Annotated in this window: 21 protein-coding genes; 7 read left to right on the top strand and 14 right to left on the bottom strand. The window is 61.1% G+C overall.

Annotation, left to right across the window (positions count from 1 at the left end; genetic code table 11):
* The first annotated feature begins 11 nt into the window (after positions 1-11).
* Positions 12-392 (top strand): nuclear transport factor 2 family protein, encoded by a 381-nt coding sequence (locus ACSJLU_RS11100; RefSeq protein ID WP_197836750.1) that lies wholly within the window; start codon positions 12-14, stop codon positions 390-392.
* A gap of 712 nt (positions 393-1,104) precedes the next feature.
* Here the strand turns inward: ACSJLU_RS11100 and ACSJLU_RS11105 are convergent.
* Positions 1,105-1,485, bottom strand: a complete 381-nt coding sequence (locus ACSJLU_RS11105) for a RidA family protein (RefSeq protein WP_025302675.1) — start codon at positions 1,483-1,485, stop codon at positions 1,105-1,107.
* 182 nt (positions 1,486-1,667) lie between these two features.
* Here ACSJLU_RS11105 and ACSJLU_RS11110 point away from each other — a divergent pair, with 182 nt between their 5' ends.
* Complete coding sequence (locus ACSJLU_RS11110; RefSeq protein WP_025302676.1) at positions 1,668-2,522, top strand: aminoglycoside phosphotransferase family protein; 855 nt, start codon at positions 1,668-1,670, stop codon at positions 2,520-2,522.
* Here the strand turns inward: ACSJLU_RS11110 and ACSJLU_RS11115 are convergent.
* Positions 2,487-2,990, bottom strand: coding sequence for a cupin domain-containing protein (locus ACSJLU_RS11115; RefSeq protein WP_439041080.1), 504 nt, complete (start codon positions 2,988-2,990; stop codon positions 2,487-2,489). The two genes, ACSJLU_RS11110 and ACSJLU_RS11115, sit on opposite strands and share 36 nt — an antisense overlap.
* Before the next feature lie 100 nt (positions 2,991-3,090).
* Positions 3,091-4,278, bottom strand: a complete 1,188-nt coding sequence (locus ACSJLU_RS11120) for a benzoate/H(+) symporter BenE family transporter (protein ID WP_342096220.1) — start codon at positions 4,276-4,278, stop codon at positions 3,091-3,093.
* Between the two features lie 115 nt (positions 4,279-4,393).
* On the opposite strand from ACSJLU_RS11120, the gene ACSJLU_RS11125 reads away from it, so the two are divergent.
* Complete coding sequence (locus tag ACSJLU_RS11125) at positions 4,394-4,957, top strand: helix-turn-helix domain-containing protein (RefSeq protein WP_025302679.1); 564 nt, start codon at positions 4,394-4,396, stop codon at positions 4,955-4,957.
* A 194-nt stretch (positions 4,958-5,151) separates the two neighbouring features.
* Positions 5,152-7,245: a prolyl oligopeptidase family serine peptidase gene (locus ACSJLU_RS11130; RefSeq protein WP_060447237.1), complete on the top strand. Its 2,094-nt coding sequence runs from the start codon at positions 5,152-5,154 to the stop codon at positions 7,243-7,245.
* Between the two features lie 76 nt (positions 7,246-7,321).
* On the opposite strand, the gene dtpA is transcribed toward ACSJLU_RS11130, so the two are convergent.
* From dtpA to rsxD, 5 genes are all read right to left on the bottom strand, one after another.
* Positions 7,322-8,836 (bottom strand): dipeptide/tripeptide permease DtpA, encoded by a 1,515-nt coding sequence (gene dtpA, locus ACSJLU_RS11135; protein WP_025302681.1) that lies wholly within the window; start codon positions 8,834-8,836, stop codon positions 7,322-7,324.
* 604 nt (positions 8,837-9,440) lie between these two features.
* Positions 9,441-10,082: an endonuclease III gene (gene nth / locus ACSJLU_RS11140; RefSeq protein ID WP_019455952.1), complete on the bottom strand. Its 642-nt coding sequence runs from the start codon at positions 10,080-10,082 to the stop codon at positions 9,441-9,443.
* Positions 10,082-10,780 (bottom strand): electron transport complex subunit E, encoded by a 699-nt coding sequence (locus tag ACSJLU_RS11145; RefSeq protein ID WP_025302682.1) that lies wholly within the window; start codon positions 10,778-10,780, stop codon positions 10,082-10,084. The genes nth and ACSJLU_RS11145 overlap by 1 nt, the downstream gene beginning before the upstream one ends.
* Entirely contained in the window at positions 10,777-11,406 is a 630-nt protein-coding gene (gene rsxG / locus ACSJLU_RS11150; RefSeq protein ID WP_025302683.1) for an electron transport complex subunit RsxG, read from the bottom strand. The genes ACSJLU_RS11145 and rsxG overlap by 4 nt, the downstream gene beginning before the upstream one ends.
* Before the next feature lie 9 nt (positions 11,407-11,415).
* Entirely contained in the window at positions 11,416-12,501 is a 1,086-nt protein-coding gene (rsxD, locus tag ACSJLU_RS11155) for an electron transport complex subunit RsxD (RefSeq protein ID WP_025302684.1), read from the bottom strand.
* A 366-nt stretch (positions 12,502-12,867) separates the two neighbouring features.
* Here rsxD and ACSJLU_RS11160 point away from each other — a divergent pair, with 366 nt between their 5' ends.
* The gene (locus tag ACSJLU_RS11160) at positions 12,868-13,761 is read left to right on the top strand and encodes a helix-turn-helix domain-containing protein (protein ID WP_025302685.1); all 894 of its coding nucleotides are present in this window, start codon (positions 12,868-12,870) and stop codon (positions 13,759-13,761) included.
* Positions 13,762-13,794: 33 nt separating this feature from the next.
* Here ACSJLU_RS11160 and rsxC read toward each other — a convergent pair whose 3' ends face one another.
* The 4 genes from rsxC to ACSJLU_RS11180 form a co-directional block, all read right to left on the bottom strand.
* Positions 13,795-16,203 (bottom strand): electron transport complex subunit RsxC, encoded by a 2,409-nt coding sequence (gene rsxC, locus ACSJLU_RS11165; RefSeq protein ID WP_342096223.1) that lies wholly within the window; start codon positions 16,201-16,203, stop codon positions 13,795-13,797.
* Positions 16,196-16,768 (bottom strand): electron transport complex subunit RsxB, encoded by a 573-nt coding sequence (gene rsxB / locus ACSJLU_RS11170; RefSeq protein ID WP_167324276.1) that lies wholly within the window; start codon positions 16,766-16,768, stop codon positions 16,196-16,198. Before rsxB ends, rsxC begins: the two co-directional genes overlap by 8 nt.
* The gene (gene rsxA / locus ACSJLU_RS11175; protein WP_004938443.1) at positions 16,768-17,349 is read right to left on the bottom strand and encodes an electron transport complex subunit RsxA; all 582 of its coding nucleotides are present in this window, start codon (positions 17,347-17,349) and stop codon (positions 16,768-16,770) included. The genes rsxB and rsxA overlap by 1 nt, the downstream gene beginning before the upstream one ends.
* Before the next feature lie 135 nt (positions 17,350-17,484).
* The gene (locus ACSJLU_RS11180; RefSeq protein ID WP_016927891.1) at positions 17,485-17,925 is read right to left on the bottom strand and encodes a DUF2569 domain-containing protein; all 441 of its coding nucleotides are present in this window, start codon (positions 17,923-17,925) and stop codon (positions 17,485-17,487) included.
* A gap of 222 nt (positions 17,926-18,147) precedes the next feature.
* Between ACSJLU_RS11180 and ACSJLU_RS11185 the strand changes: the two genes are divergently transcribed.
* Positions 18,148-19,188 (top strand): oxidoreductase, encoded by a 1,041-nt coding sequence (locus ACSJLU_RS11185; RefSeq protein WP_025302687.1) that lies wholly within the window; start codon positions 18,148-18,150, stop codon positions 19,186-19,188.
* A 72-nt stretch (positions 19,189-19,260) separates the two neighbouring features.
* A complete protein-coding gene (locus ACSJLU_RS11190) occupies positions 19,261-20,265 on the top strand; it encodes a bile acid:sodium symporter family protein (RefSeq protein ID WP_089180848.1) in 1,005 nt (334 codons plus the stop codon).
* Between the two features lie 11 nt (positions 20,266-20,276).
* On the opposite strand, the gene ACSJLU_RS11195 is transcribed toward ACSJLU_RS11190, so the two are convergent.
* Positions 20,277-20,822: an AAA family ATPase gene (locus tag ACSJLU_RS11195; protein WP_049295495.1), complete on the bottom strand. Its 546-nt coding sequence runs from the start codon at positions 20,820-20,822 to the stop codon at positions 20,277-20,279.
* A gap of 110 nt (positions 20,823-20,932) precedes the next feature.
* The gene (gene add, locus ACSJLU_RS11200) at positions 20,933-21,931 is read right to left on the bottom strand and encodes an adenosine deaminase (RefSeq protein ID WP_380826806.1); all 999 of its coding nucleotides are present in this window, start codon (positions 21,929-21,931) and stop codon (positions 20,933-20,935) included.
* Between the last annotated feature and the right edge of the window lie 57 nt (positions 21,932-21,988).

Below are 21,988 nucleotides of genomic sequence, written 5' to 3' on the forward strand. Positions count from 1 at the left end.
AGGAGGATGTGATGAACGATAAAACGGCACGCCCGCAGGATGTGGTTCAACAACAGCTTGACGCCTATAACGCCCGCGACATCGAGGCCTTTATGGCCTGCTGGGCGGACGACGCGCAGTATTACGAGCATCCCGACACGCTGCTGGCCAGCGGCAAGGCGGCGATCCGTGAACGGCATCTTGTGCGTTTCCAGGAGCCGAGTCTGTATGGCGAACGGATAAAACGCATGGCGGTGGGGAATATGGTGGTCGATCAGGAAGTGGTGACGCGCAACTTCCCGCAGGGGCGCGGCAAAATGGATGTCATCGCCATTTACGAAGTGGAACAGGGGCAGATCGCCAAAGCCTGGTTCAAGATCGGCCCCTGCGTGCTGGATGAGGGCGCGCTCTAGCCGCAATGCCGCTCACTTAAGCCTGAGTGGCATTTTTCTTATCCAGCCTCTGGGCGTTCTGTGCAGGGGAATTGCCGTCAATGTTCCGCATTTCTTTGTGGCCAACATGAACGGCAATTGTAGGGGCCGATGGCGCGGCCCCTACACCCGCGCCTTTGCTTAACACCGCCTGTCCGCTGCGCGGATACCCTCGCCGTGTCTGCATTGTCGGGCGGGTCGGCTGCGACAAACGTCCCTGTTAGTCTCGCCTCAACCGGCCTTCCCTGGCCGGTTGCCCCTGACAACGCCGCCTTGCTCGGCAGCCGGTGATGCGCGTTAAAGGTCAACACCCGAGCTGGCAGCTACCGGGAAATCTGCCGCTGATGAGGTTATGGCAGAGAAGTTGGAGATGAGCGCGGTGTTGGGCGCCCTTGAAGACGCCGAACGCAGGCATAGCGCATTAGGAGAAACCGCCATGGACGGCGGTTTCAGGTGAGACAGGCAGGGACGCCTGTCGCAACCGGCCTCAATGTGCTATGGCGGAGAGAGGGCAGTTGGCAAAGCCAACCGTCTGATAGGGCAAAGGCGCGGGTTGCCAGGGGCCGCGCCTTCGGCCCCTGGCTCGGTCGAGGTGAGTGAGCCACATGAGGCATCTCACTTTTATCGACCGAAAATGTCACGAACGCCTGCAGAAAAACGCTTAACTGAATCAGCATTGTGCTCTAGCCGCGCCTTATTGCAACGCCATCACCGCCTCTATCTCTACGCACACCTGCGGTGAGAACAACGCGCTGACCGCCATCAGTGAACAGGCCGGCAGCGCGCCGTCGAAATAGTCAAACAGCACCGGGCGCACGCCCGCCAGATCGGCGATGTCGGTCAGGAACACGCTGATTTTAATCAAGGCCTTGAGATTCACGCCTTCGCTGGCGGCGATGGTCGCCAATTGCTCGAGGATCTCCTGCGTCTGTTCCGGCGCGTTCAAGCCTTGCGCGTCGGTGGCGAAGGCCGTCAAGCCCGACACATACAGGCGATCGCCGTGGCGCACCGCATGTACATAGGGGCCGCCCGGCGTAGGCAACTGCGGATAATTCGTGCGTTTTAATGATGTCATGATCAAACCCCGCGCAAGACCGGTTAATAAAATCGACAAACTTGGTTAGGATACTGAGGAAACGGCGGCCAGACGCCGCACACCGATGATATATGAGCGTATCATCCCTCTTTATTTTATACGTCGTCTCTCACCCGAATGTGACAGTGCGGCGCAGATCGGTCACAAGGACGCATGAGACGATGAACCCGCTTTTTACTCCCTACCTGCAACGCTGGCAACTGGAACAGGACGGTAAAGCCTTCGAAACCCACAGCAGCCTGCTGATGCCGGTGCGTTACCGGGGCGAGGCCGCCATGCTGAAGATCGCCCGCGAGCAGGAGGAGCGCTTCGGCGGCCAGCTGATGTGCTGGTGGCGCGGGGAAGGCGCCGCGCAGGTGTTGGCGTGGCACGAAGACGGCATTCTGCTGGAGCGCGCACAGGGCGAAAGCTCGTTGGCGCAGCTGGTGCGTGACGGCGACGATGAGCAGGCCACGGCGATCCTGTGCCGGGCGATCGCCGCCTTACATGCGCCGCGCGCGGCACCGCTGCCCGAATTGATCCCGTTGCAAGAGTGGTTCAGCTCGCTGTGGCCGGCGGCGCAGGCGCACGGCGGCATGCTGCGTCTCAGCGCCACGACGGCGGCGGAATTGCTGAGTAGCCCGCGAGATGAAAGCGTGCTGCACGGTGATATCCACCATGACAACGTGCTGGACTTCGGCGAACGCGGCTGGCTGGCGATCGATCCCAAGCGTTTGTACGGCGAACGGGGCTTCGATTACGCCAATATCTTCTGTAATCCCAACTACGGCATCGCCACCGACCCGGCCATTTTCCAGCGGCGCGTGGAACAGGTCTGTCGCTTGGCCGGGCTGGAACGCCGGCGCTTGCTGCAATGGATCCTGGCCTGGGCGGGGCTCTCCGCCGCCTGGTTTATGGAAGACGGGCAGGCGGCGGATATCGACTTCCGCGTGGCCGAGCTGGCGGCGCGCGCGTTGGATCTCCCGTTGCCGGCCGGCGATTCAGGGTTCATCCTGCCAGTAATCGAGCGAGGCTGAAGGGCGTTGCAGATAACGCACCTGTTCGCCGTCATTGCCGCGCGCCATCGCCTGGTATTTGCCTGAGTCCGGATACATCACCACTTCCGGCTGTTCGCGCGTGCTGACGGACAGGTACTTCAGCGGCGCATCGGAGGTGTTGATGATCTGGTGCGGGTATTCCGGGCCAGGCGGAATGAAAATGACATCCCCGCTGACGATCGGCAGCATTTCTCCGGCCACGCGCAGCGTACCGCTGCCTTCCAAAATGATGAACATTTCCTCCTGAGCGTAGTGAAAATGGTAGGGGCAGGAGCGCATGCCCGGCGCCACACAATCGAAAGAAGCGCCCAGCTTGTCGGCGGCGGTGTCGGTGCCGAGACGAGCGCCGACGCTGTCATACAACGGCGGCCGCCGGTCATGCTTCATCTCTACCTGTTCGACATTGCGTATCAGGCGCTGGGCCAACAGCGCGGCTTTCTCGGTCATAAGCTTCCTTGGTGACGGCGTCACTTATTAGGTGGATTGACATTCAGACGACAGAGAAAGTGAAGGCGCCACGGCGCCGCTTGTCAATGTAGACCGCCCGTTACGCCTCGGTGGTTCGCCGCGGCAGCGACAGCAGCAGATGGGCGATGGCGCCGCCGACAATCCCCCAGAAGGCCGAACCGATGCCGAGCAGCGTGACGCCGGAGGCGGTGATGAGGAAGGCGATCAGCGCCGCGTCGCGCTGTTTTTCATCATGCAGCGCGAGTTGCAGGCTGCCGCCGATGGTGCCGAGCAACGCCAGCCCGGCAATGGTGTGGATCAAGGCGACCGGCAACGCGCTGAACAGCAGGCCGATGGCGCCGCCGAACAACCCGGCCAGCAGGTAGAAGCCGCCGGCGGCCACCGCGCCCATATAGCGCCGCTGCGGATCGGGATGCACGTCCGGCCCCATGCAGATGGCGGCGGTAATGGCGGCGATGCACACCGAGAAGCCGCCGAACGGCGCCAGCAGCAGTGCGGTCAGCGCCGTCCAGGCGATCAGCGGTGAGGTGGGGACGCGGTAGCCCGCCGCCTGCAGCGTGGCGATGCCGGGGGCGTTTTGCGAAGCCATGGTGACCACGAAGAAGGGCACGCCGATGCCGAGCAGCGTCGGCCAATTGAAATGCGGCGCGATAAATTCCGGCATGGCGAACGCCGGCGCTTGCTGCGTTAGCTGGATATTGCCCTGCAGCGCGGCGATCGCCAGCCCAACCGCCAGCGTCAGCATGATGGCGTAGCGCGGTTGATAACGGCGGCTGAGCAGATAGGCCAGCCCCATGCCGGCGCTGAGGGGGAAATTGAGCTGCAGCGAAGCGAAGGCGTCCAGCCCGAAACGCAGCAAGATCCCCGCCAGCATCGCCGCAGAAATCGCCTGCGGGATGTAGTCCATCAGGCGGGCGAACAGCCCGGTGACGCCGCACAGCAGGATCAGACCGGAAGCGAAGATAAACACGCCGATCGCCTCGTTGATCGGCGTGCCGGGCAGGCTGGTGACCAGCAGCGCCGCGCCGGGCGTCGACCAGGCGGTGAGGATCGGGGTGCGGTAGTAAAGCGAGAGCCCGAGCGAGGTGACACCCATCGCGATCCCCAGTGCGCTCAGCCAGCCGCCGATCTGCGCCGGCGTGGCGCCTGCGGCGGCGGCGGCCTGGAAAATGATCGCGGCAGAGCTGGTGTAACCCACCAGAACGGCGACAAAGCCGGCCATGATGGCGGGCAGGGTCAGATGGCGCAGGGAGAGGGCTGGGCGCATGAGGAGCTCCAATCGGTAATTGTGCGTTATAACGCACGACAAGAAATCAGCATAGCACCGTGCGCTATAGCGCACAAGCGGGTATAATCGGGCACGATACGCAGAGGAGAACAGGATGCAGGAACTTGCCGGCCATTTGGCGCACACCCTTCGCACGCTGCGCACACAGCGCGGCTGGAGCCTGACGCAGGCGGCGGAATACACCGGCGTCAGCAAAGCGATGCTCGGGCAGATTGAACGCGGTGAATCCAGCCCGACGGTGGCGACGCTGTGGAAGATCGCCACCGGCTTCAACGTGGCGTTCTCCGCCTTTCTTGAGGCGTCGCCCGCTCAGCAACAGGCGACGCTGCACCGCTACGGTGAACTGCCGGTGTACGATCAGGACAATGCTGATATGCGCGTGGTGCCGCTGTTTCCCTACGACCGCCAGCTGGGTTTCGATATGTTCGTCATCGATCTCGCACCGGGCGCGCTCAGCGAATCGTCGCCCCATGAGCCGGGCGTGATCGAGCATGTGATCGTGATCAGCGGCCGACTAGAATTGGCGATCGACGGCGAATGGCACAGCCTGGCGGCCGGCGAAGCGATGCGCTTTCAGGCCGATCGGCCGCACGCCTACCGCAACGCCAGTTCACAAACGGTGCGCATCCACGATCTGATCCACTATCCTCAATCCTGACTCAACGCGGTGGCCGCGGGCTTTGACTCCGCGCCGCCAAACGCCTACCTTGTTGAAAATGACTCTTATTTCACAGGCTGTCGCCCATGACGGGGCGGCGTTGTAGCCGACTCAAAAGGAGCTTGATTTTGCCGGTCACCAATCGACGTCAGTTCATTAAACTCAGTGCGCAAACCGCAGGAGCCGTATTCGCGATGACTTCATTACCTAACAGTATCCGCCTGGCGATGGCGGCGGAGGGCGGCGCGGCCGCCGGCGATGACTTCCTGTGGCTGGAGGAGCTGCAGGGTAAAAAAGCGCTGCAATGGGTGCAGCAGGAAAATCAGCGCACCGTGGCGCGTTTCGGCCAGGGTGAAGACTTTCAGCGCATTGAGCGCGAAGTCCTGGATATCCTTAATAAAGACACCCAAATCCCGTGGGTGAGCAAACGCGGCGAGTACTATTACAACTTCTGGCAGGATCGGGCCAACCCGCGCGGCCTGCTGCGGCGCACCACGCTGGACGAGTACCGCAAGGCCAAACCGGCCTGGGAGACGGTGCTGGATATCGATGCGTTGGGCAAAGCGGAGGGCAAGGATTGGGTCTATCAGGGCTCGCAACCGCTGGCGCCGGAATACCGTTATTGCCTGATGCAGCTGTCGCCGGACGGCGGTGACGCCACCGAGATCCGCGAATTCGATCTGGTGGCCAAACGCTTCGTCAAAGACGGTTTTAATGTACCGGTGGCGAAAAGTCGGGTCTCCTGGGTCGATCGGGATACGCTGTTCATCGCCACCGATTTCGGCCCCGGCTCGATGACCCAGTCCGGCTACGCGCGCATCGCCAAGCGCTGGCGGCGCGGCACGCCGCTGAGCGCCGCCGAAACGCTGTACGAAGCGCAGCCCGAGGACATGGCGGTCTTCGCCTATCACGACCGCACGCCGGGTTTTGAGCGCGATTTCGTCGGCCGCAGCCTGGACTTCTACCGCCGCGACTATTTCTTGCTGATGCAGGACGGCCGGCAGAAAAAAATCGACATCCCGGCCGACGCCGAGCTGGATACGCATCGGGAATGGCTGCTGATCAAACCGAGCAGCGACTGGGAGGTGGGCGGCAAGCGCTATCCGTCCGGCGCGCTGCTGGCGGCCAACTTCGATGACTATCTGGCGGGTAAGCGCGAGCTGCAACTGCTGTTTACCCCAACGGCGGAGCAGGCGCTGAGCGGCTACAGCGGTACCCGCGATCATCTGATCCTCAGTATCATGGATAACGTGGTCAACCGTCTGGAAGTGCTGACGCCGCAGGGCGGCAGCTGGCAACGTCGTCCGCTGGGCAACCCCGGCGCCATCAGCACCCTTTCCGCCGGCGGCATCGACGAAGAGAGCAACGCCTATTTCCTGACGGTCAGCGGGTTCCTGCAACCGACCTCGCTGTATATGGGCAACCTCGATGGCGGTGAGGCGACGCTGCTGAAACAGGCGCCGCAGGATTTTGACGCGTCAGGCTACCAAGTGAGCCAGCATTTTGCGCGTTCCAAGGACGGCACCCGCGTGCCGTATTTCCAGATTGCCGCCAAAGATCTCAAACCGGACGGCAGCACGCCGACGCTGCTGTATGGCTACGGCGGGTTTGAAGTGCCGCTGCTGCCGGGCTATCTCGGCGGCAAGGCGCCGGCCTGGCTGGAACGCGGTGGGGTATACGTGGTGGCCAACATCCGCGGCGGCGGCGAATACGGCCCGGCCTGGCATCAGGCGGCGCTCAAGCAGAACCGCCATCGCGCCTACGAGGATTTCGCCGCCGTGGCCGAAGATCTCATCGCACGCAAGGTGACCTCGGCACCGCATCTGGGCGCGCGCGGCGGCAGCAACGGCGGCCTGTTAGTGGGCAATATGCTGACGTTGTATCCGCAGCTGTTCGGCTGCATCGTTTGCGAAGTGCCGCTGCTGGACATGCAGCGCTATACGCAGCTTTCTGCCGGCGCGTCGTGGATCGCCGAATACGGTGACCCGAGCAAGCCGGAGGAGTGGGCCTACATCAAGACCTTCTCGCCGTACCACAACATTCAGACGCAGACGGCCTATCCGCCGGTGTTGTTCTATACCGCGACCAGCGACGATCGGGTCAACCCGGCCCACGCGCGCAAAATGGCGGCGCGCATGCAGGCGATGGGATATCAGCAGGCTTATTTCTATGAAAATACCGAAGGCGGGCACAGCGCCGCCGCCGACAAGCAACAGGCGGCATTCCACAGCGCACTGGTAAGCGAATTCATGTGGGCCAACCTGAGCGATAAACCCAAATCAGCGTAAACCCGTTTATTGCGGGCATAAAAAAACACCGGGGCGTTAACCTCGGTGTTTTTATTTACGCCCAATCTACCGACGATCAGTGAGCCGCGGTGGCTTCCTGCGCTTTCTGATTGGCGTCTTCGGTGGTATCCAGCGTCATGCGGTACAGTTTCGGCGCGGTCAGCATCATCAGGATAGCAATGACGGCGGTGACGATGCCGATTTGCATAAACACATGGCTGTAGATGGCCAGCGAAGCGTGCGCGTCGTTGATGTCGCTTGGGACGGCGGTCAGACCGGCAACCTTACCGGCGATCAGCGCGGCGGCGGCGGTGGTCAGGAACCAGGAACCCATGATGAAGCCCATCAGACGCTGCGGCACCAGCTGTGCCACCATCGCCAGACCCAGGCCAGAAATCATCAGCTCACCGATGCTCTGCAGCGCGTAGCTCAGGATCAGCCAGTTGACCGACACAATGCCCTGTTCGTTGGCGAAGCTGGCGCCCCATGGCAGCACCAGGAAGGCGCAGGAGCACAGGATCATACCGAAAGCGAACTTGTGCGGCATCGGCAGGCGATCGCCCATTTTGTTATACAGCGCGGCCAGAATCGGGCTGGCGAGCATGATCCAGAATGGGTTCAGCGCCTGATACTGCTCAGGCTCGAAGGCGATGCCGAAGATGCTGTGTTCCACGTTGTGGATGGCGAAGAAGTTCAGTGAGGTTGGCATTTGGCTGTACAGCACGAAGAACACCACCGCTTCCAGCATCAACAGGAAGGCGACGATCATCTTGCGGCGTGCGGCGCCGTGCAGGGCGAAGGTTTCCTTGGCGAACACCAGCACGATGCCGGCGGAAACGAGGGCCAGCGCCCAGCGCGCGATCACCTGGTTGTGCAGCAGCCAGCTGGACACGGCGATCAACGCCACGATGCCGACCAGTACCATCAGCAGTTTCGGCAGATGCAGCGGCTTGAAGTCAGGCTTGGAGCCGTTTTCCTTCACCCACTTGTGGCACATCATAAAGTTGACCAGGGTGATCAGCATGCCGACCACGCTCAGGGAGAACGCCACGCTCCAGCCGTATTTCGCTGCCAGCCACGGGGTGGCCAGCATGGAGAAGAAGGAACCGATGTTCACCGACATGTAGTACATGGTGAAGGCGCCGTCGAGACGCGGATCGTCTTTCTCATAGCAGGTGGACAGCAGGGAGGACGGGTTAGCCTTGAACAGGCCGCTGCCCACGGCGATGGTCGCCATACCCATGTAGACCCAGAAGATGTCGTGGCCGGAGTAGGCCACCATGGCGTAACCGGCGGCCAGCACCAGTGCGCCGAGCACGATCACGCGTTTGGCACCCAGCACCTTGTCGCCCAGCCAGCCGCCGATGGCGACGAAGCCGTATACCAGGGCGCTGAAGGAAGAGAATAGGGTGATGGAGTCGGCTTCGCTCATGCCGAGCATCTTGACCAGATAAACCGCCATGATGCCCTGCAGGCCGTAATAGCCGAAACGCTCCCACAGTTCGATCGAGAAGATCAGATAGAACGCTTTCGGTTGTTTGAACGCGTTAAGGCTAACGCTCTCCGGGTGTTGGTTGTTTGCTGTTGACACTGGTACCTCTGTTTTTTCGCAGCCCGTCTTTGGAGGACGGGAAAGTACAAAAGTTGATGCGGAACGGCATCCTTTTGCGTTGTTATAGGATGGGGACGGCGGTTAATGTTCACTATCTTTGTCAACGTGGCAAGCAGTTTGTCATATTCGGTTACATTTAACGCTCGCAGGATTATGCTGCGATGTTGCAAATGTTATGCAGTATTAACTTTCGGGTTTTAATGATTTGCCGATTTTTTGTTTTGATTAAAAGCTATACGGATTTTAAACAGGGATATATTCTGCTGAATTGCTATTTTTTAGCGCATCAGTGTATGTGTGGTTATTAATCCATTGGAATGTTGTGCATATGACGCATTTTGTAAAATTATAGAAATTTAAGAAAACGAGGCTGGCATTTGTGAACGCCTTGTGATCCTGAAAGCGTGACGTTCACCGCAATTTTCGACTAATTTTTCGCTTGAAAATAACACGGCACTGAGTTTTTCACTGAAAACCGTGATAACACCGGGGTTACTGCTGCGCGATATCACATTTCCGATAAAAAAGAGGCGCTGGCGGGGAGAGATGAAGCGACGGGTGCGGTTTGCCGCACCCAACAGGCTCAGGATTCCGGATAAACCTTTTCTTTATACTCGCACAGGTCTTCGATAATGCAGGAACCGCAGCGCGGTTTGCGCGCGATGCAGGTGTAGCGCCCGTGCAGGATCAGCCAGTGGTGGCAATCGACCTTGAATTCGGCGGGCACCACCTTCAACAGCTTCTCTTCCACCTGATCGACGTTCTTGCCCGGCGCGAAGTGGGTGCGATTGCACACCCGGAAGATATGGGTGTCGACGGCGATGGTCGCCCAGCCGAAGGCAGTATTGAGCACCACGTTGGCGGTCTTGCGGCCGACGCCCGGTAGTGCTTCCAGCGCGGCGCGATCCTCCGGTACTTCGCCGCCGTGCAGCTCCAGCAGCATGCGGCAGGTCTTGATCACGTTTTCGGCCTTGCTGTTGAACAGACCGATGGTCTTGATGTACTCCTTGACGCCATCAACCCCCAGCGCCAGCATGGCGGCGGGGGTGTTGGCGACCGGGTAAAGCTTGGCGGTCGCCTTGTTGACGCTTACGTCGGTGGCCTGCGCAGACAGCAGCACCGCAATCAGCAGTTCAAATGGCGTGGTGTACACCAGCTCGGTGGTCGGGTGCGGGTTGTTGTCGCGCAGCCGGGTCAGAATTTCCAGTCGCTTCTGCTTGTTCATCAGGCCTTCTCAGCACGTCCTTGTTCCAACAGCGGTTCCACTGCCACGGCGCGGGCTTTGCGCGCCTTCATTCTTTCGTCGATCAGATATTTGACCGCCAGCAGCAGCCCCAGGCCGATAAAGGCACCCGGCGGCAGCATCGCCAGCAGGAACGGGCTGTCGAAGTGCACCACTTCGATGCGCAGCGACTTGGCCCAACTGCCCAGCAGTAGGTCGGCACCGTCGAACAGCGTGCCGTTGCCCAGCAGTTCGCGCATCGAGCCCAGCGTCACCATCACGCCAGTAGCGCCGAGACCGATAGCCATGCCGTCCAGCGCCGAGAGGCCGACCGGCTTCTTGGCGGCCACCGCTTCGGCGCGGCCCACCACGATGCAGTTGGTCACGATCAATGGAATAAAGATGCCGAGCGACTGATACAGCCCGAAGGCATAGGCGTTGATCAGCATCTGCACGATGCTCACCACCGCGGCGATGATCATCACGTAGATAGGAATACGCACCTCGCTCGGTACCCAGCGGCGCACCGCGGAGATGGAGGCGTTGGTCAACGTCAGCACCAGCGTGGTGGCCAGCCCCAGGCCCAGCGCGTTGGTGACGGTGGACGTCACCGCCAGCAACGGACACATGCCCAGCAGCTGCACCAGGGCGGAGTTATTTTTCCACAACCCCTGGACGATCAATTCTTTGGCTTCACTCATTCGCTGGCTCCACACGCAGGTAAGCTTTCAAGTTTAGGCGGCAGCGTTTCCATATACAACGCCGTGCGCCGCACCGCATTGACCACCGCACGCGGGGTGATGGTCGCGCCGGTGAACTGGTCGAACATACCGCCGTCTTTCTTCACCGCCCAGCGCTTATCGTCAGGGCCTTCGATTTTCTTGCCGCTGAAGAAAGAAATCCAGTCGGAAATGCGTAGTTCAATTTTGTCACCCAGCCCCGGGGTTTCGTGGTGCTCAATCACCCGGGTGCCGAGCACCGTGCCGTTGAAATCGGCGCCGACCAGCAGCTTGATGGCGCCGGAGTAACCGTCCGGCGCGGTGGTTTCCAGCGCAGCGGCGGTTGGCTGCCCGTTTTTGCGCGCCAGGTATAAACGGTGCGGCGCGCCGTCGCCGAGCGCCGGGTCGCTGACCAGGAAGCACTCGTTCTGCATGATGTTGTCGTAGTTTTCTGGCGGTACCACCTGATCGAGCAGCGCTTTTTGCTGCAGCGCCGCCTGATGGGCGATGGTGGTTTTCGTCAGGGCGTAGACCACGGCGGTCAGGCCAGTGGTGACCGCCGCAAACACCGCCAGCGTGGTGCCGTGCTTTCTCATGGAATTCAGCATGGCGGCTCCTTAGCGATGGCCGTACACGCGCGGCTGCGTGTAGTGGTCGATTAACGGGACGGTGATGTTGGCGAGCAGCACGGCGAAGGCCACGCCGTCAGGGTAGCCGCCATAGACGCGGATCAGCCACACCAGCACGCCGATCAGCGCGCCGTAGATCAAACGGCCCTTCGGCGTAGTGGAGGCGCTGACCGGGTCGGTGGCGATGAAGAACGCGCCCAGCATGCTGGCGCCGGAGAACAGGTGGATCAGCGGCGAAGCCTGATGCGCCGGATCGAGCCACCAGGCCAGACCGGAACAGAAAGCGATGGCGGCCAACATGCTGAACGGGATCTGCCAATGGATCAGGCGGCGCGCCAGCATAAACAGACCACCGGCCAAGAAGCCGAGGTTGACCCACTGCCAGCCGATGCCAGCCAGGGCGCCGCCGAACAGCGGCTGCTGCAACACCTGTTCCACGCTGTGGCCGCTGCGCAGGCCGGTTTTGAAGCCATCGAGCGGCGTGGCCTGGCTGATGCCGTCCACGCCCATCTGCAGTTCATGCAGCGTCGCGCCTTGCGAAGTATGGCCGCTGAAAATGGCCAGCAGTGTGTCGTGGAACGGTAGCGCGGTGGCGCGCAGCTCATCCGGCGGCAGCCAACTGGTCATCTGCACCGGGAAGGAGATCAGCAGCACCACGTAACCGACCATCGCCGGGTTGAACGGGTTCTGCCCAAGGCCGCCGTACAGCTGCTTGGCGATGACGATGGCGAAGAACGTACCGATGACGATCATCCACCAGGGTGCCAGCGGCGGCAGGCTGATGCCGAGCAGCAGCGCGGTCAGCAGGGCGGAGTTATCCGCCAGCCGGCTGCGCACCGGCAGCTTGCGCAGTTTTAGGATCGCGCCTTCCGCCGCCAGCGCGACGATCGCCGCCAGCGCCACCTGGATCAACACGCCGTAGCCGAAAAACCAAATCTGCGCTGCGATGCCGGGAATGCACGCCAACATCACCCACAGCATAATGCGGCTGGTGCTTTGCTGGTTGTGGGTGAACGGCGAGCTGGCGATGTGTAAGCCTTTGGCGGCTGTGGGTGATACCGGCCTGAACTTCATAGAGTAACGATACCTTCTGCGCCGCGCCTGCGGCAGTTTCGATGCGCCGAATTGCGGGCGCGGCAAAAAATAATAGCCGAGCATTCTACCTGATTCGATGCGAGGGTAATACGCCTTAATGGTAGGGGTATTCGGCTTTCCGCACATCTGGCGATCGGGACGGCGCGATTTGATTTTTTTTTGGCCGGTAAATGGGCTAACGTGAGGAATTGTCAGTGGAACTTGTGCCGCCATCGACCGCGGAAAATGGGTTAAGCGTCTGAATGAGATATCATTTTTCTCCAGATTTCCGCACAAAATAACAACTTTCACATAATCCGTGTAGGTTACTATCGCGAACATTATTGAGTCAGTGAATCCATAATAATGACAAATGAAGACATTTTTTTTATTGAAGAGCTAATTGAGTGGGTGGAGATACATCTGGAGAAACGGCCAAACCTGGATGAAGTCGCGCGTATTTCGGGCTATTCCAAGTGGCATCTGCAGCGTAAATTCAAGCGTATTACCGGCATTCAACTCGCCACCTATATCCGTTCGCGCATCCTGACGCGCGCCGCGGTGGCGCTGCGCATTACTCGCCGCTCCATCATCGACATTTCCGATGAGCTGGGCTTCGATTCACAGCAGACCTTCACCCGCATGTTCAAGCAGCGCTTCGGCACCACGCCCAATCGCTACCGCTCGATGGCGCACTGGGACGTGAAAAACCTGATGCCGCGCTTTAACTTCGAAGCCAGCTACGGTGCCGGTTATTATCCGGAAGTGAAGCGGTTGACGCTGCCCGACATGCAGTTGGTCGGCTTCACGCGCCGGTTGGATTTCGCCTCCGAACAGGAGCTGGAATATTCTTCCTGCATGGCGATGAAGGACGAGATTTTCAACGACTTCTTCAAGGGGTTGCACGTTGACTGTCGGCGAATTTACAGCATTTATTCTCCTCATGCCGGGGAGGGCGACGAGCTCTCGTCCACGTTGGTGATGGCGGTCGATCCTGAACACAAAAAGGATATTCTTTCCAACCATCAGATCGACACCTTCCATCTGCCGAGCCGCGAGTTTATCTCCATCAACCATAAGGGCACGGCGAAAGAGTGTCTGCAGTTTTTCGGCTACCTGATGTCGCATGTGATGCCGGGGCTGAAGGATGAGGTGCGCGGCAGTATGGAAATGGAGATCATTCAAACCAAAGAGTGGAATCCGGAATCCAAACTGCGCCAGATTGAAGTGGATTACACCTACCTGATTTCTATCGATTAAACGGCACCCGGGGGCGGCCAGGCGCCGCTGTCATCATTTGTCTTCCGTTTCCGCCGTCAGCGATTCCCTGGCGGCTTTTTTGGCTTTGGCGCGGGCGATAGCCGCTGCCACCGCCGCCTTGCGCGGGTCTTCCTCGGCGGCAGCCGGAGCCGGTTCCGCCGCTGCAGGAGCATCCGCCTGCTGCGCGGCTTTCTTGGCTTTTACACGTGCCAGTGCCGCGGCAACCGCGGCTTTGCGCGGGTCTTCCTCGACGGCAGCCGGAGCCGGTTCCGCCGCTGCAGGAGCATCCGCCTGTTGCGCGGCTTTCTTGGCTTTTACACGTGCCAGTGCCGCGGCAACCGCGGCCTTGCGCGGGTCTTCCTCGACGGCAGCCGGAGCCGGTTCCGCCGCTGCAGGAGCATCCGCCTGTTGCGCGGCTTTCTTGGCTTTTAGACGTGCCAGTGCCGCGGCAACCGCGGCTTTGCGCGGGTCTTCCTCGGCGGCAGCCGGAGCCGGTTCCGCCGCTGCAGGGGCATCGGCCTTCTGCGCGGCTTTTTTGGCTTTGGCGCGGGCGATAGCCGCTGCCACCGCGGCCTTGCGCGGATCTTCCTCGGCGGTTGCCGGAGCCGGTTCCGCCGCTGCAGGGGCGTCAGATTGTTGCTCCGCTTTTTTGGCCTTCACGTGCGCCAAGGCGGCAGCAACGGGCGCTTTCCGCGGATCGTCCTCTGTTGCGGCCGGCGCTTCTTTACGCGCTTTCACGCGGGCCAGCGCCGCGGCCACGGCGGCTTTACGCGCGTCGTCGCCGGTGGCCGCCGGCGGTGCTTTCGTTTCCACCTCGGCAGCCAGCTGGGCACGTCGTTCGCGCGCCTGCGCTTTACGTGCTTCGCGGGCAGCGATCATCTCGCTGTTGTCCGGCTGCTGGCCGTCGACCGGCGTAACCGCCGCTTCGGCATTCTTGCTGCGTACGCGCGCCAGCGCGGCCTGCACCGCGCCCTGATCGTCGTCGGTCAGTTTCACGGCGGCCTTTTTATGTCGCTCTTCGCGCGCCAGTTTCTCGCGCTCCAGACGGGCCTGCTTGGCTTCGAAACGGGCCTTGGCCTCGGCGGTGCGCGCCGCCTCCAGATCGATAGCCTTGATTTCGGCCTTTTCCTGACGGTAGTACTGCACCAGCGGAATGTTGCTGGGGCAGACGAACGCGCAGGCGCCGCATTCGATGCAATCGAACAGGTTGTGGTTACGTGCCTTGTCGTGCTCCTGCCCGCGGCTGAACCAGTACAGCTGTTGCGGCAGCAGCCCGGCGGGGCAAGCGTCCACGCACAGGCCGCAGCGGATGCAGGATTGCTCGGGTTCCTGCGGCGTCATTTCATCGACCGTCGGCGCCAGAATGCAGTTGCTGATCTTGACGATTGGCACGTTCAGCGCGGGCAGGGTGAAGCCCATCAGCGGGCCACCCATGACCACCATCTGCTGCGCCTGCGGGCGGAAACCGGTGAAGTCAAGCAGGTGCTGCACCGGCGTGCCGATGCGCGCCCACAGGTTGCCGGGGCGCTCGATCGCCTCGCCGGTCAGGGTCACTACGCGCTCAATCAGCGGTTCGCCGTTGACGATCGCTCGCTTGATGGCGAAGGCGGTGCCGACGTTTTGCATCAATACGCCGATAGCGGAGGAGTGTTTGCCGTGCGGCACTTCCTTGCCGGTCAAAATTTTGGTCAGCTGCTTGGCGCCACCGGACGGGTATTTGGTCGGGATGACGCGCAGCGCAATGCTGGACTGGCCGCGTAACGCCTGTTTCAGCGCCGCGATTGCCTCCGGTTTGTTGTCTTCGATGCCGATCAGCGTGAGCTTGGGTTGCAGAATGTGTTGCAGGATCTGCGTGCCTTCAATGATCTGATCGGCATGTTCCTGCATCAGGCGGTCGTCGGCGGTGATGTAAGGCTCGCACTCGGCGGCGTTGAGGATCAGCGTTTCCACGCCGCTCATGCCGCCTTGCAGCTTGCTGGCGGTCGGGAAACCGGCGCCGCCCAGACCGGCGATGCCGGCCTGATGAATACGTTGAATCAGTTCCGCAACAGGGGATTGACGATAGTCCGCCACCGGATCGCGCTCGCACCAGCGGTCTTCCCCGTCTGCCTCGATTATCACGCACAGCTCCGTCAGCCCGGACGGATGGGCGGTGATGTGCGGCGTAATGGCGCTGACGGTGCCCGAGGTCGGGGCATGCACCGGCACGGTGCGGCCGCGGCCGACGGTCAGCGGTTGGCCTTTCAACACCCGATCGCCGGCGTTGACGCACAGTTCGCCTTCCGGCCCCAGGTGCTGCTGCAGCGGAATGATAAAGGTCTTGGGCAGGGGAGCGACACGCAGCGGCGTACCGCTGGACTGCGTTTTCATTTCCGGTGGATGGATCCCGCCGTCGAAATCCCAGATCCGGTCTTTTTTAAAGGCGGCGAACAGATTAAGCATGTTGCTCCACGTGGATCACTTGCACCGGGATCGTCTTCATGTCCCACTTCCAGTTGGCGGTGGTGGTTGCGACCGGTCTCATTTCAATACAGTCGGTAGGGCAAGGGGCGACGCACAGATCGCAGCCGGTACAGAGGTCGGTAATGACGGTATGCATGGCGCGGGTGGCGCCGACGATGGCGTCCACCGGGCAGGCCTGAATGCACTTGGTGCAACCGATGCAGTTGGCCTCGTCGATATAGGCCACCTTACGCACCGGCTCGGCGGCGGCTTCGCTACCCAGCGGCTGCGGCTCTACGTTGAGCAGCTCCGCCAGTTTCAGCATCACCTGTTCGCCGCCTGGCGCGCATTTGTTGATCATCTCGCCGTTGGCCACTGCCTCGGCATAGGGGCGACAGCCGGGGTAGCCGCACTGGCCGCACTGGCTCTGCGGCAGGATTGCGTCGACCTGCTCGGCGACCGGATCCTCTTCCACCTCAAAACGGCGCGCGGCGTAACCCAGCACCAGTCCGAACAGCAGCCCGAGCGCGCTTAAAGCCGCGATAGCTATCCACAACGCAGTCATTAGAATTTCACCAGCCCGGTAAAGCCCATAAAGGCCAGCGACATCAGCCCGGCGGTGATCAGCGCGATCGAGGAGCCGCGGAACGGCGCCGGCACGTCGGCGACCGCCAGACGTTCGCGAATGGCGGCGAACAGCACCATAACCAGCGAGAAACCGGCGGCGGCGCTGAAGCCGTAAACGGCGGACTGCAGGAAGTTATAGCCGAGGTTGACGTTAAGCAACGCTACGCCCAGCACCGCACAGTTGGTGGTGATCAGCGGCAGGAAGATGCCCAGCAGGCGGTAGAGTGCCGGGCTGGTCTTGCGCACCACCATCTCGGTGAACTGAACGACGACGGCGATCACCAGAATGAAGGAGAGCGTGCGCAGATACACCAGATCCAGCGGAACCAGAATAAAGGTGTTGATCACCCAGGCGCTGACGGAGGCCAGCGTCATAACGAAGGTGGTGGCCATTCCCATGCCGATGGCGCTTTCCAGCTTCTTGGAAACGCCGAGGAACGGGCACAGGCCAAGAAACTTCACCAGAACGAAGTTGTTCACCAGTACGGTGCCGACAAACAGGAGCAGGTATTCGGTCATTGCGATGCCTAAAAAAATAAAAGCCGCCTATTATCGGGAATCGGCGGCCGGACGACAACATATGAATCGCAGGGGTATTGCCTTTTTTGGTGAAAATTTACACAAATCACCCAATAAAACGTGCTGCAACTCCCTTTAACGTTCGGTAAAGGTCCCTTTGACCCGCTGCGAACGCTTGATGTAAGGCACCAGCAGCGCCGCCATCAGCAGCGGCCAGCCGAGGCTGCGCACCGCCACTTCATCCGGCACCGGCGCGAAGGCGAAGGCTTTCACCGCCAGAATTACCGTGATCAGCAGCCATAACAAGAACAGTTTGGGGAAGCGCTGCGAGCGCTGGCAAAACAGAAACACCAGCCACAGGGTGAAGCCCCACATCAAAAGCGTGGTCAGCACCGAAAAGTACCATTGCAGGGTAAATGCCTGGGCGTTGGTCAACAGATAGTCGCGCGACTCGGGCATGAAGATCGCCATGGCGTACAGGAGCAGCATCAGGCTGGCGCTGAGCAGGGTGACGATCAGATAGGCCAGCGGGGCCAGCAACCAACCGCCGATACGAGTGTATTCAGCTTGAGACATAAAGGCTTCCTGATTGAAACGGGGATCACAGGCGGCATAGCTTAGCGGGTAATATAGGCTTCGTCATCTCTATCAACCGGATAGCTCGGCATCGCGACGCCGGGCCGCACGTTTGGCTACGCCGGCCTCGCTTCGAATTAACATCTCATTTACTTCTTGTTCCATCCGGCCGCATGGTGTCAAATCGAAAGGGTCTGTCGTGAGCCAGCAAGAGGAAATCCCATGGCTGAGAAAATTCGTGTCGGGCTGGTCGGTTACGGCTACGCCGGCAAAACCTTTCATGCGCCGCTGATTGCCGGTACACCGGGGCTGGAGCTGGCCGCCGTCTCCAGCAGCGATGCCGGCAAAGTGCACGCCGACTGGCCGTCGATGACGGTGGTGGGTGGTGCGCAGGCGCTGTTCGCCGATCCGGCCCTCGATCTGATCGTCATTCCTACCCCCAACGATACCCATTTCCCGCTGGCGCAGCAGGCGTTGGCCGCCGGCAAGCACGTGGTGGTGGATAAACCGTTTACCGTGACATTGTCACAAGCACAGGCACTGCAACAGCAGGCGCAGCAGAGTGGTTTATTGCTGTCGGTGTTCCACAACCGCCGCTGGGACAGCGATTTCCTCACCCTTAAAGCGCTGCTGAACGACGGTTCGCTGGGCGAGGTGGTGTATTTCGAGTCACATTTCGATCGCTATCGGCCGCAGGTGCGCCAGCGCTGGCGTGAACAAGGCGGCGTCGGCAGCGGCATCTGGTTCGATTTGGGGCCGCATCTGCTCGATCAGGCGCTGCAACTCTTCGGCAAACCCGAACGGCTGTTTGTCGATCTGGGTGAGCTGCGGCCGGGGGCGCAGGCGGTGGACTATTTCCACGCGCTGCTGAGCTATGGCGATCGCCGTGTGGTGCTGCACGCCAGCATGCTGGCTGCGGCAGAGAGCCCGCGCTACGTGGTGCACGGCACCCGTGGCAGCTATGTCAAATATGGCCTGGATCCGCAGGAAGACCGACTGAAGGCCGGTGAGCGCCTGCCACAGGCCGATTGGGGCTATGACATGCGCGACGGTGTAGTGACGCTGTCACGTGACGATCTGCTGGCTGAGAAACCGCTGCTCAATATTCCCGGCAACTACCCGGCTTATTACGCGGCGGTGCGCGACGCGATTGCCGGCATAGGCGAAAATCCGGTGCCGGCCGCCGACGCCATCGCGGTAATGGCATTGATCGAACTGGGGTTGGAATCGGCCCGGCTGCAGCAGGCGCTGCCGGTGGTCTGATCCCGTTCATTCCTCTGTGCCCGGCGCAACGTCGGGCCTTTTTACGACTTTACGTGCAAGGAAATCCGTTTCATGTCCTGGTTGCAGCGTTTGCGCATTGATAAATTTTTGCTGGTTCTGATTTTTGTGGTGATCGTCGCCTCGCTGTTCCCCTGCGAAGGCATCTGGAAAACCTTCTTTGAACACCTGACCACCGCCGCCATCGCGCTGCTGTTCTTTATGCACGGCGCCAAGCTGTCGCGCGAGGCGATCATCGCCGGCATGAGTCACTGGAAGCTGCATCTGCTGGTGTTCCTCAGCACCTTTGCGCTGTTCCCGCTGCTCGGGCTGGCGATGAACCTGCTGGTGCCGGGCATCATGACGCCGACGGTCTATCTCGGCTTCCTCTACCTGTGCGCGCTGCCGGCCACGGTGCAATCGGCCATCGCCTTTACGTCGGCGGCGGGCGGCAACGTGGCGGCGGCGATCTGCAGCGCCTCGGCGTCGAGCATTCTCGGCGTGTTCCTGTCGCCGCTGCTGGTGGGAGCATTGATGCATACCCAGGGCGGCAATACCGACGTATTGCACGCCATCGGTTCGATCATTCTGCAATTGATGGTGCCATTTGTGGTCGGTCACCTGGCGCGGCCATTGATCGGCAAGTGGGTCGATCGCCATCGCAAGTTGATCAACCTGACCGACCGTTCATCGATCCTGCTGGTGGTGTATACCGCATTCAGCGCGGCGGTGGTGGAAGGGATTTGGCACCGTATCGACGGTTGGTCGCTGCTGACCATCCTGGTGATGTCGCTGGTGCTGCTGACGGTGGTGCTGGTGATCAACACCTATGCGGCGCGCTGGCTGGGCTTCAACACCGCCGATGAGATCACCATCGTCTTCTGCGGCTCGAAAAAGAGCCTGGCGAACGGCATCCCGATGGCCAACGTGCTGTTCCCGGCCGCGGCGGTGGGCGCCATGGTGCTGCCGCTGATGATTTTCCACCAGGTTCAACTGATGGTGTGCGCGGTGCTGGCGCAGCGCTATGCGCGTAAAACCGCTAAACAGCGGGCCGAGGCGGAGGCGCTGGTGGCCAAATAGGCCGCAGGCCGCTAACGGTGGCTCAGCGCGTCGAGCAGAAAGTCGGCGCGCTCATCGGGTGAAACGCGCGGCAGCGCTTGCAGCCGATAGCCATAACGGCGATAGATGGCCACCATCGCCCGATAGGTCTGCTCGGCTTCGGCGAAAGACTGTTTCCTCTCGCTGTCCTGCGCATAAATCGCTCGCCACGGTGGGGTGATGAACACCGTATCGGCATAGCGAAAGGCGTCGATCGCCGCCGTTAAGGGGGCGGGGATCGATAATCCGCACAGCGTCAGGTAACCGGCGATATCCGGCAGGCCGCGATCGAAGAACCAACATGTTGCACCCGTCGCTTCGCGCCATGAATGCAGTTCCCAATCGAGCATCCGCTCGGCGAAAGCCTGACGATCGCCCCACGGTAGCGCATTACCCCCAATATTCACCTGATGCTGAATAATCGCCCGGCCCGCCTCCAAGGAGTGCGGGTAACCACGGCGATGAAGAACGTCGATGAGCGTGCTTTTGCCCGAACCCGGGCCGCCGGTCAGCACGATGCGGCGTAGTTTGTCAGACATACGGAATTCCTCTCTTGCCACAGAGTGATGGGGTGAAAACAGCGATAAAGACGAGCAGGCGGAAGAAAACGGGGGATGAGAAGAAGGCGCCGTTTGGCGCCTTGGGAGATTTAGCCCTGCACTTTGGCGCGCAGTGCCTGTTTTTCCTGTTCGCTGAGGAAAGCCAGCTTCAGGCCATTTTCCTGAGCGGTGCGGATTTCTTCCGGCGTCAGCCCGGCCTGCGGCGCGGCGACGCGGTATTCATGCTCGATCTCGATGCCCTGAACCGCCGGATCGTCGGTGTTGATCGACGCCAGCACGCCGTGGCGCAGGAAAGTGGCCAGCGGATGCTGCGCCAGCGACGGCACGGTGCTGGTCTGGATGTTGGAGGTCAGGCAGGACTCGATGCCGATGCCGTGTTCCGCCAGGAAGTCCATCAGCGCTGGATCTTCGACCGCTTTCACCCCGTGGCCGATACGTTCGGCGCCCAGCTCGCGGATCGCCTGCCAGATGCTTTCCGGGCCGGCGGCTTCGCCCGCGTGCACGGTGATGCGCAGGCCGGCGTCGCGCGCGCGGTTGAAGTGGCCGAGGAACAGGCTACCGGGGAAGCCCAGCTCATCGCCCGCCAAGTCCAGCGCGGTAATGCCGTCGCGGTGCGCCAGCAATCCTTCCAGCTCTTGCAGACAGGCAGCCTCGCCGAAGGTGCGGCTCATGATGCCGATCAGGCGAATGTCGATGTCGCGATCGCGGCAGCCCGAGCGGATCCCGTCGATCACCGCTTCCACCACGCCGGCGACCGGCAACTGATGCTTCATCGCCATGTAGTAAGGGGAAAAACGCAGCTCGGCGTAGTGCAGGCCGGCGTTGGCGGCGTCCTCGACGTTTTCGTAAGCCACCCGGCGGCAGGCGTCCAGATCGCCCAGCACCGCCACGCCCCAGTCCAGTTTCTGCAGGAAGCTGACCAGATCCGGTTCGGCATGGGTGATCTGCACGTGCGGGCGCAGGCTCTCCAAATCGTTGGCCGGCAGGGAGAGATTGAACTGGCGACCGAGGTCGAGAATGGTCTGCGCGCGGATGTTGCCGTCGAGATGGCGGTGAATGTCGGTAAGCGGTAGGCGGGGATCGATCATGCTGGGCACTCGCTAATTATCGTAGGTAAAGTGCAGAACAGTATAAAAACAAATGGA

The organism is Serratia bockelmannii (assembly GCF_051803255.1).
Taxonomy (GTDB): Bacteria; Pseudomonadota; Gammaproteobacteria; order Enterobacterales; family Enterobacteriaceae; genus Serratia; species Serratia bockelmannii.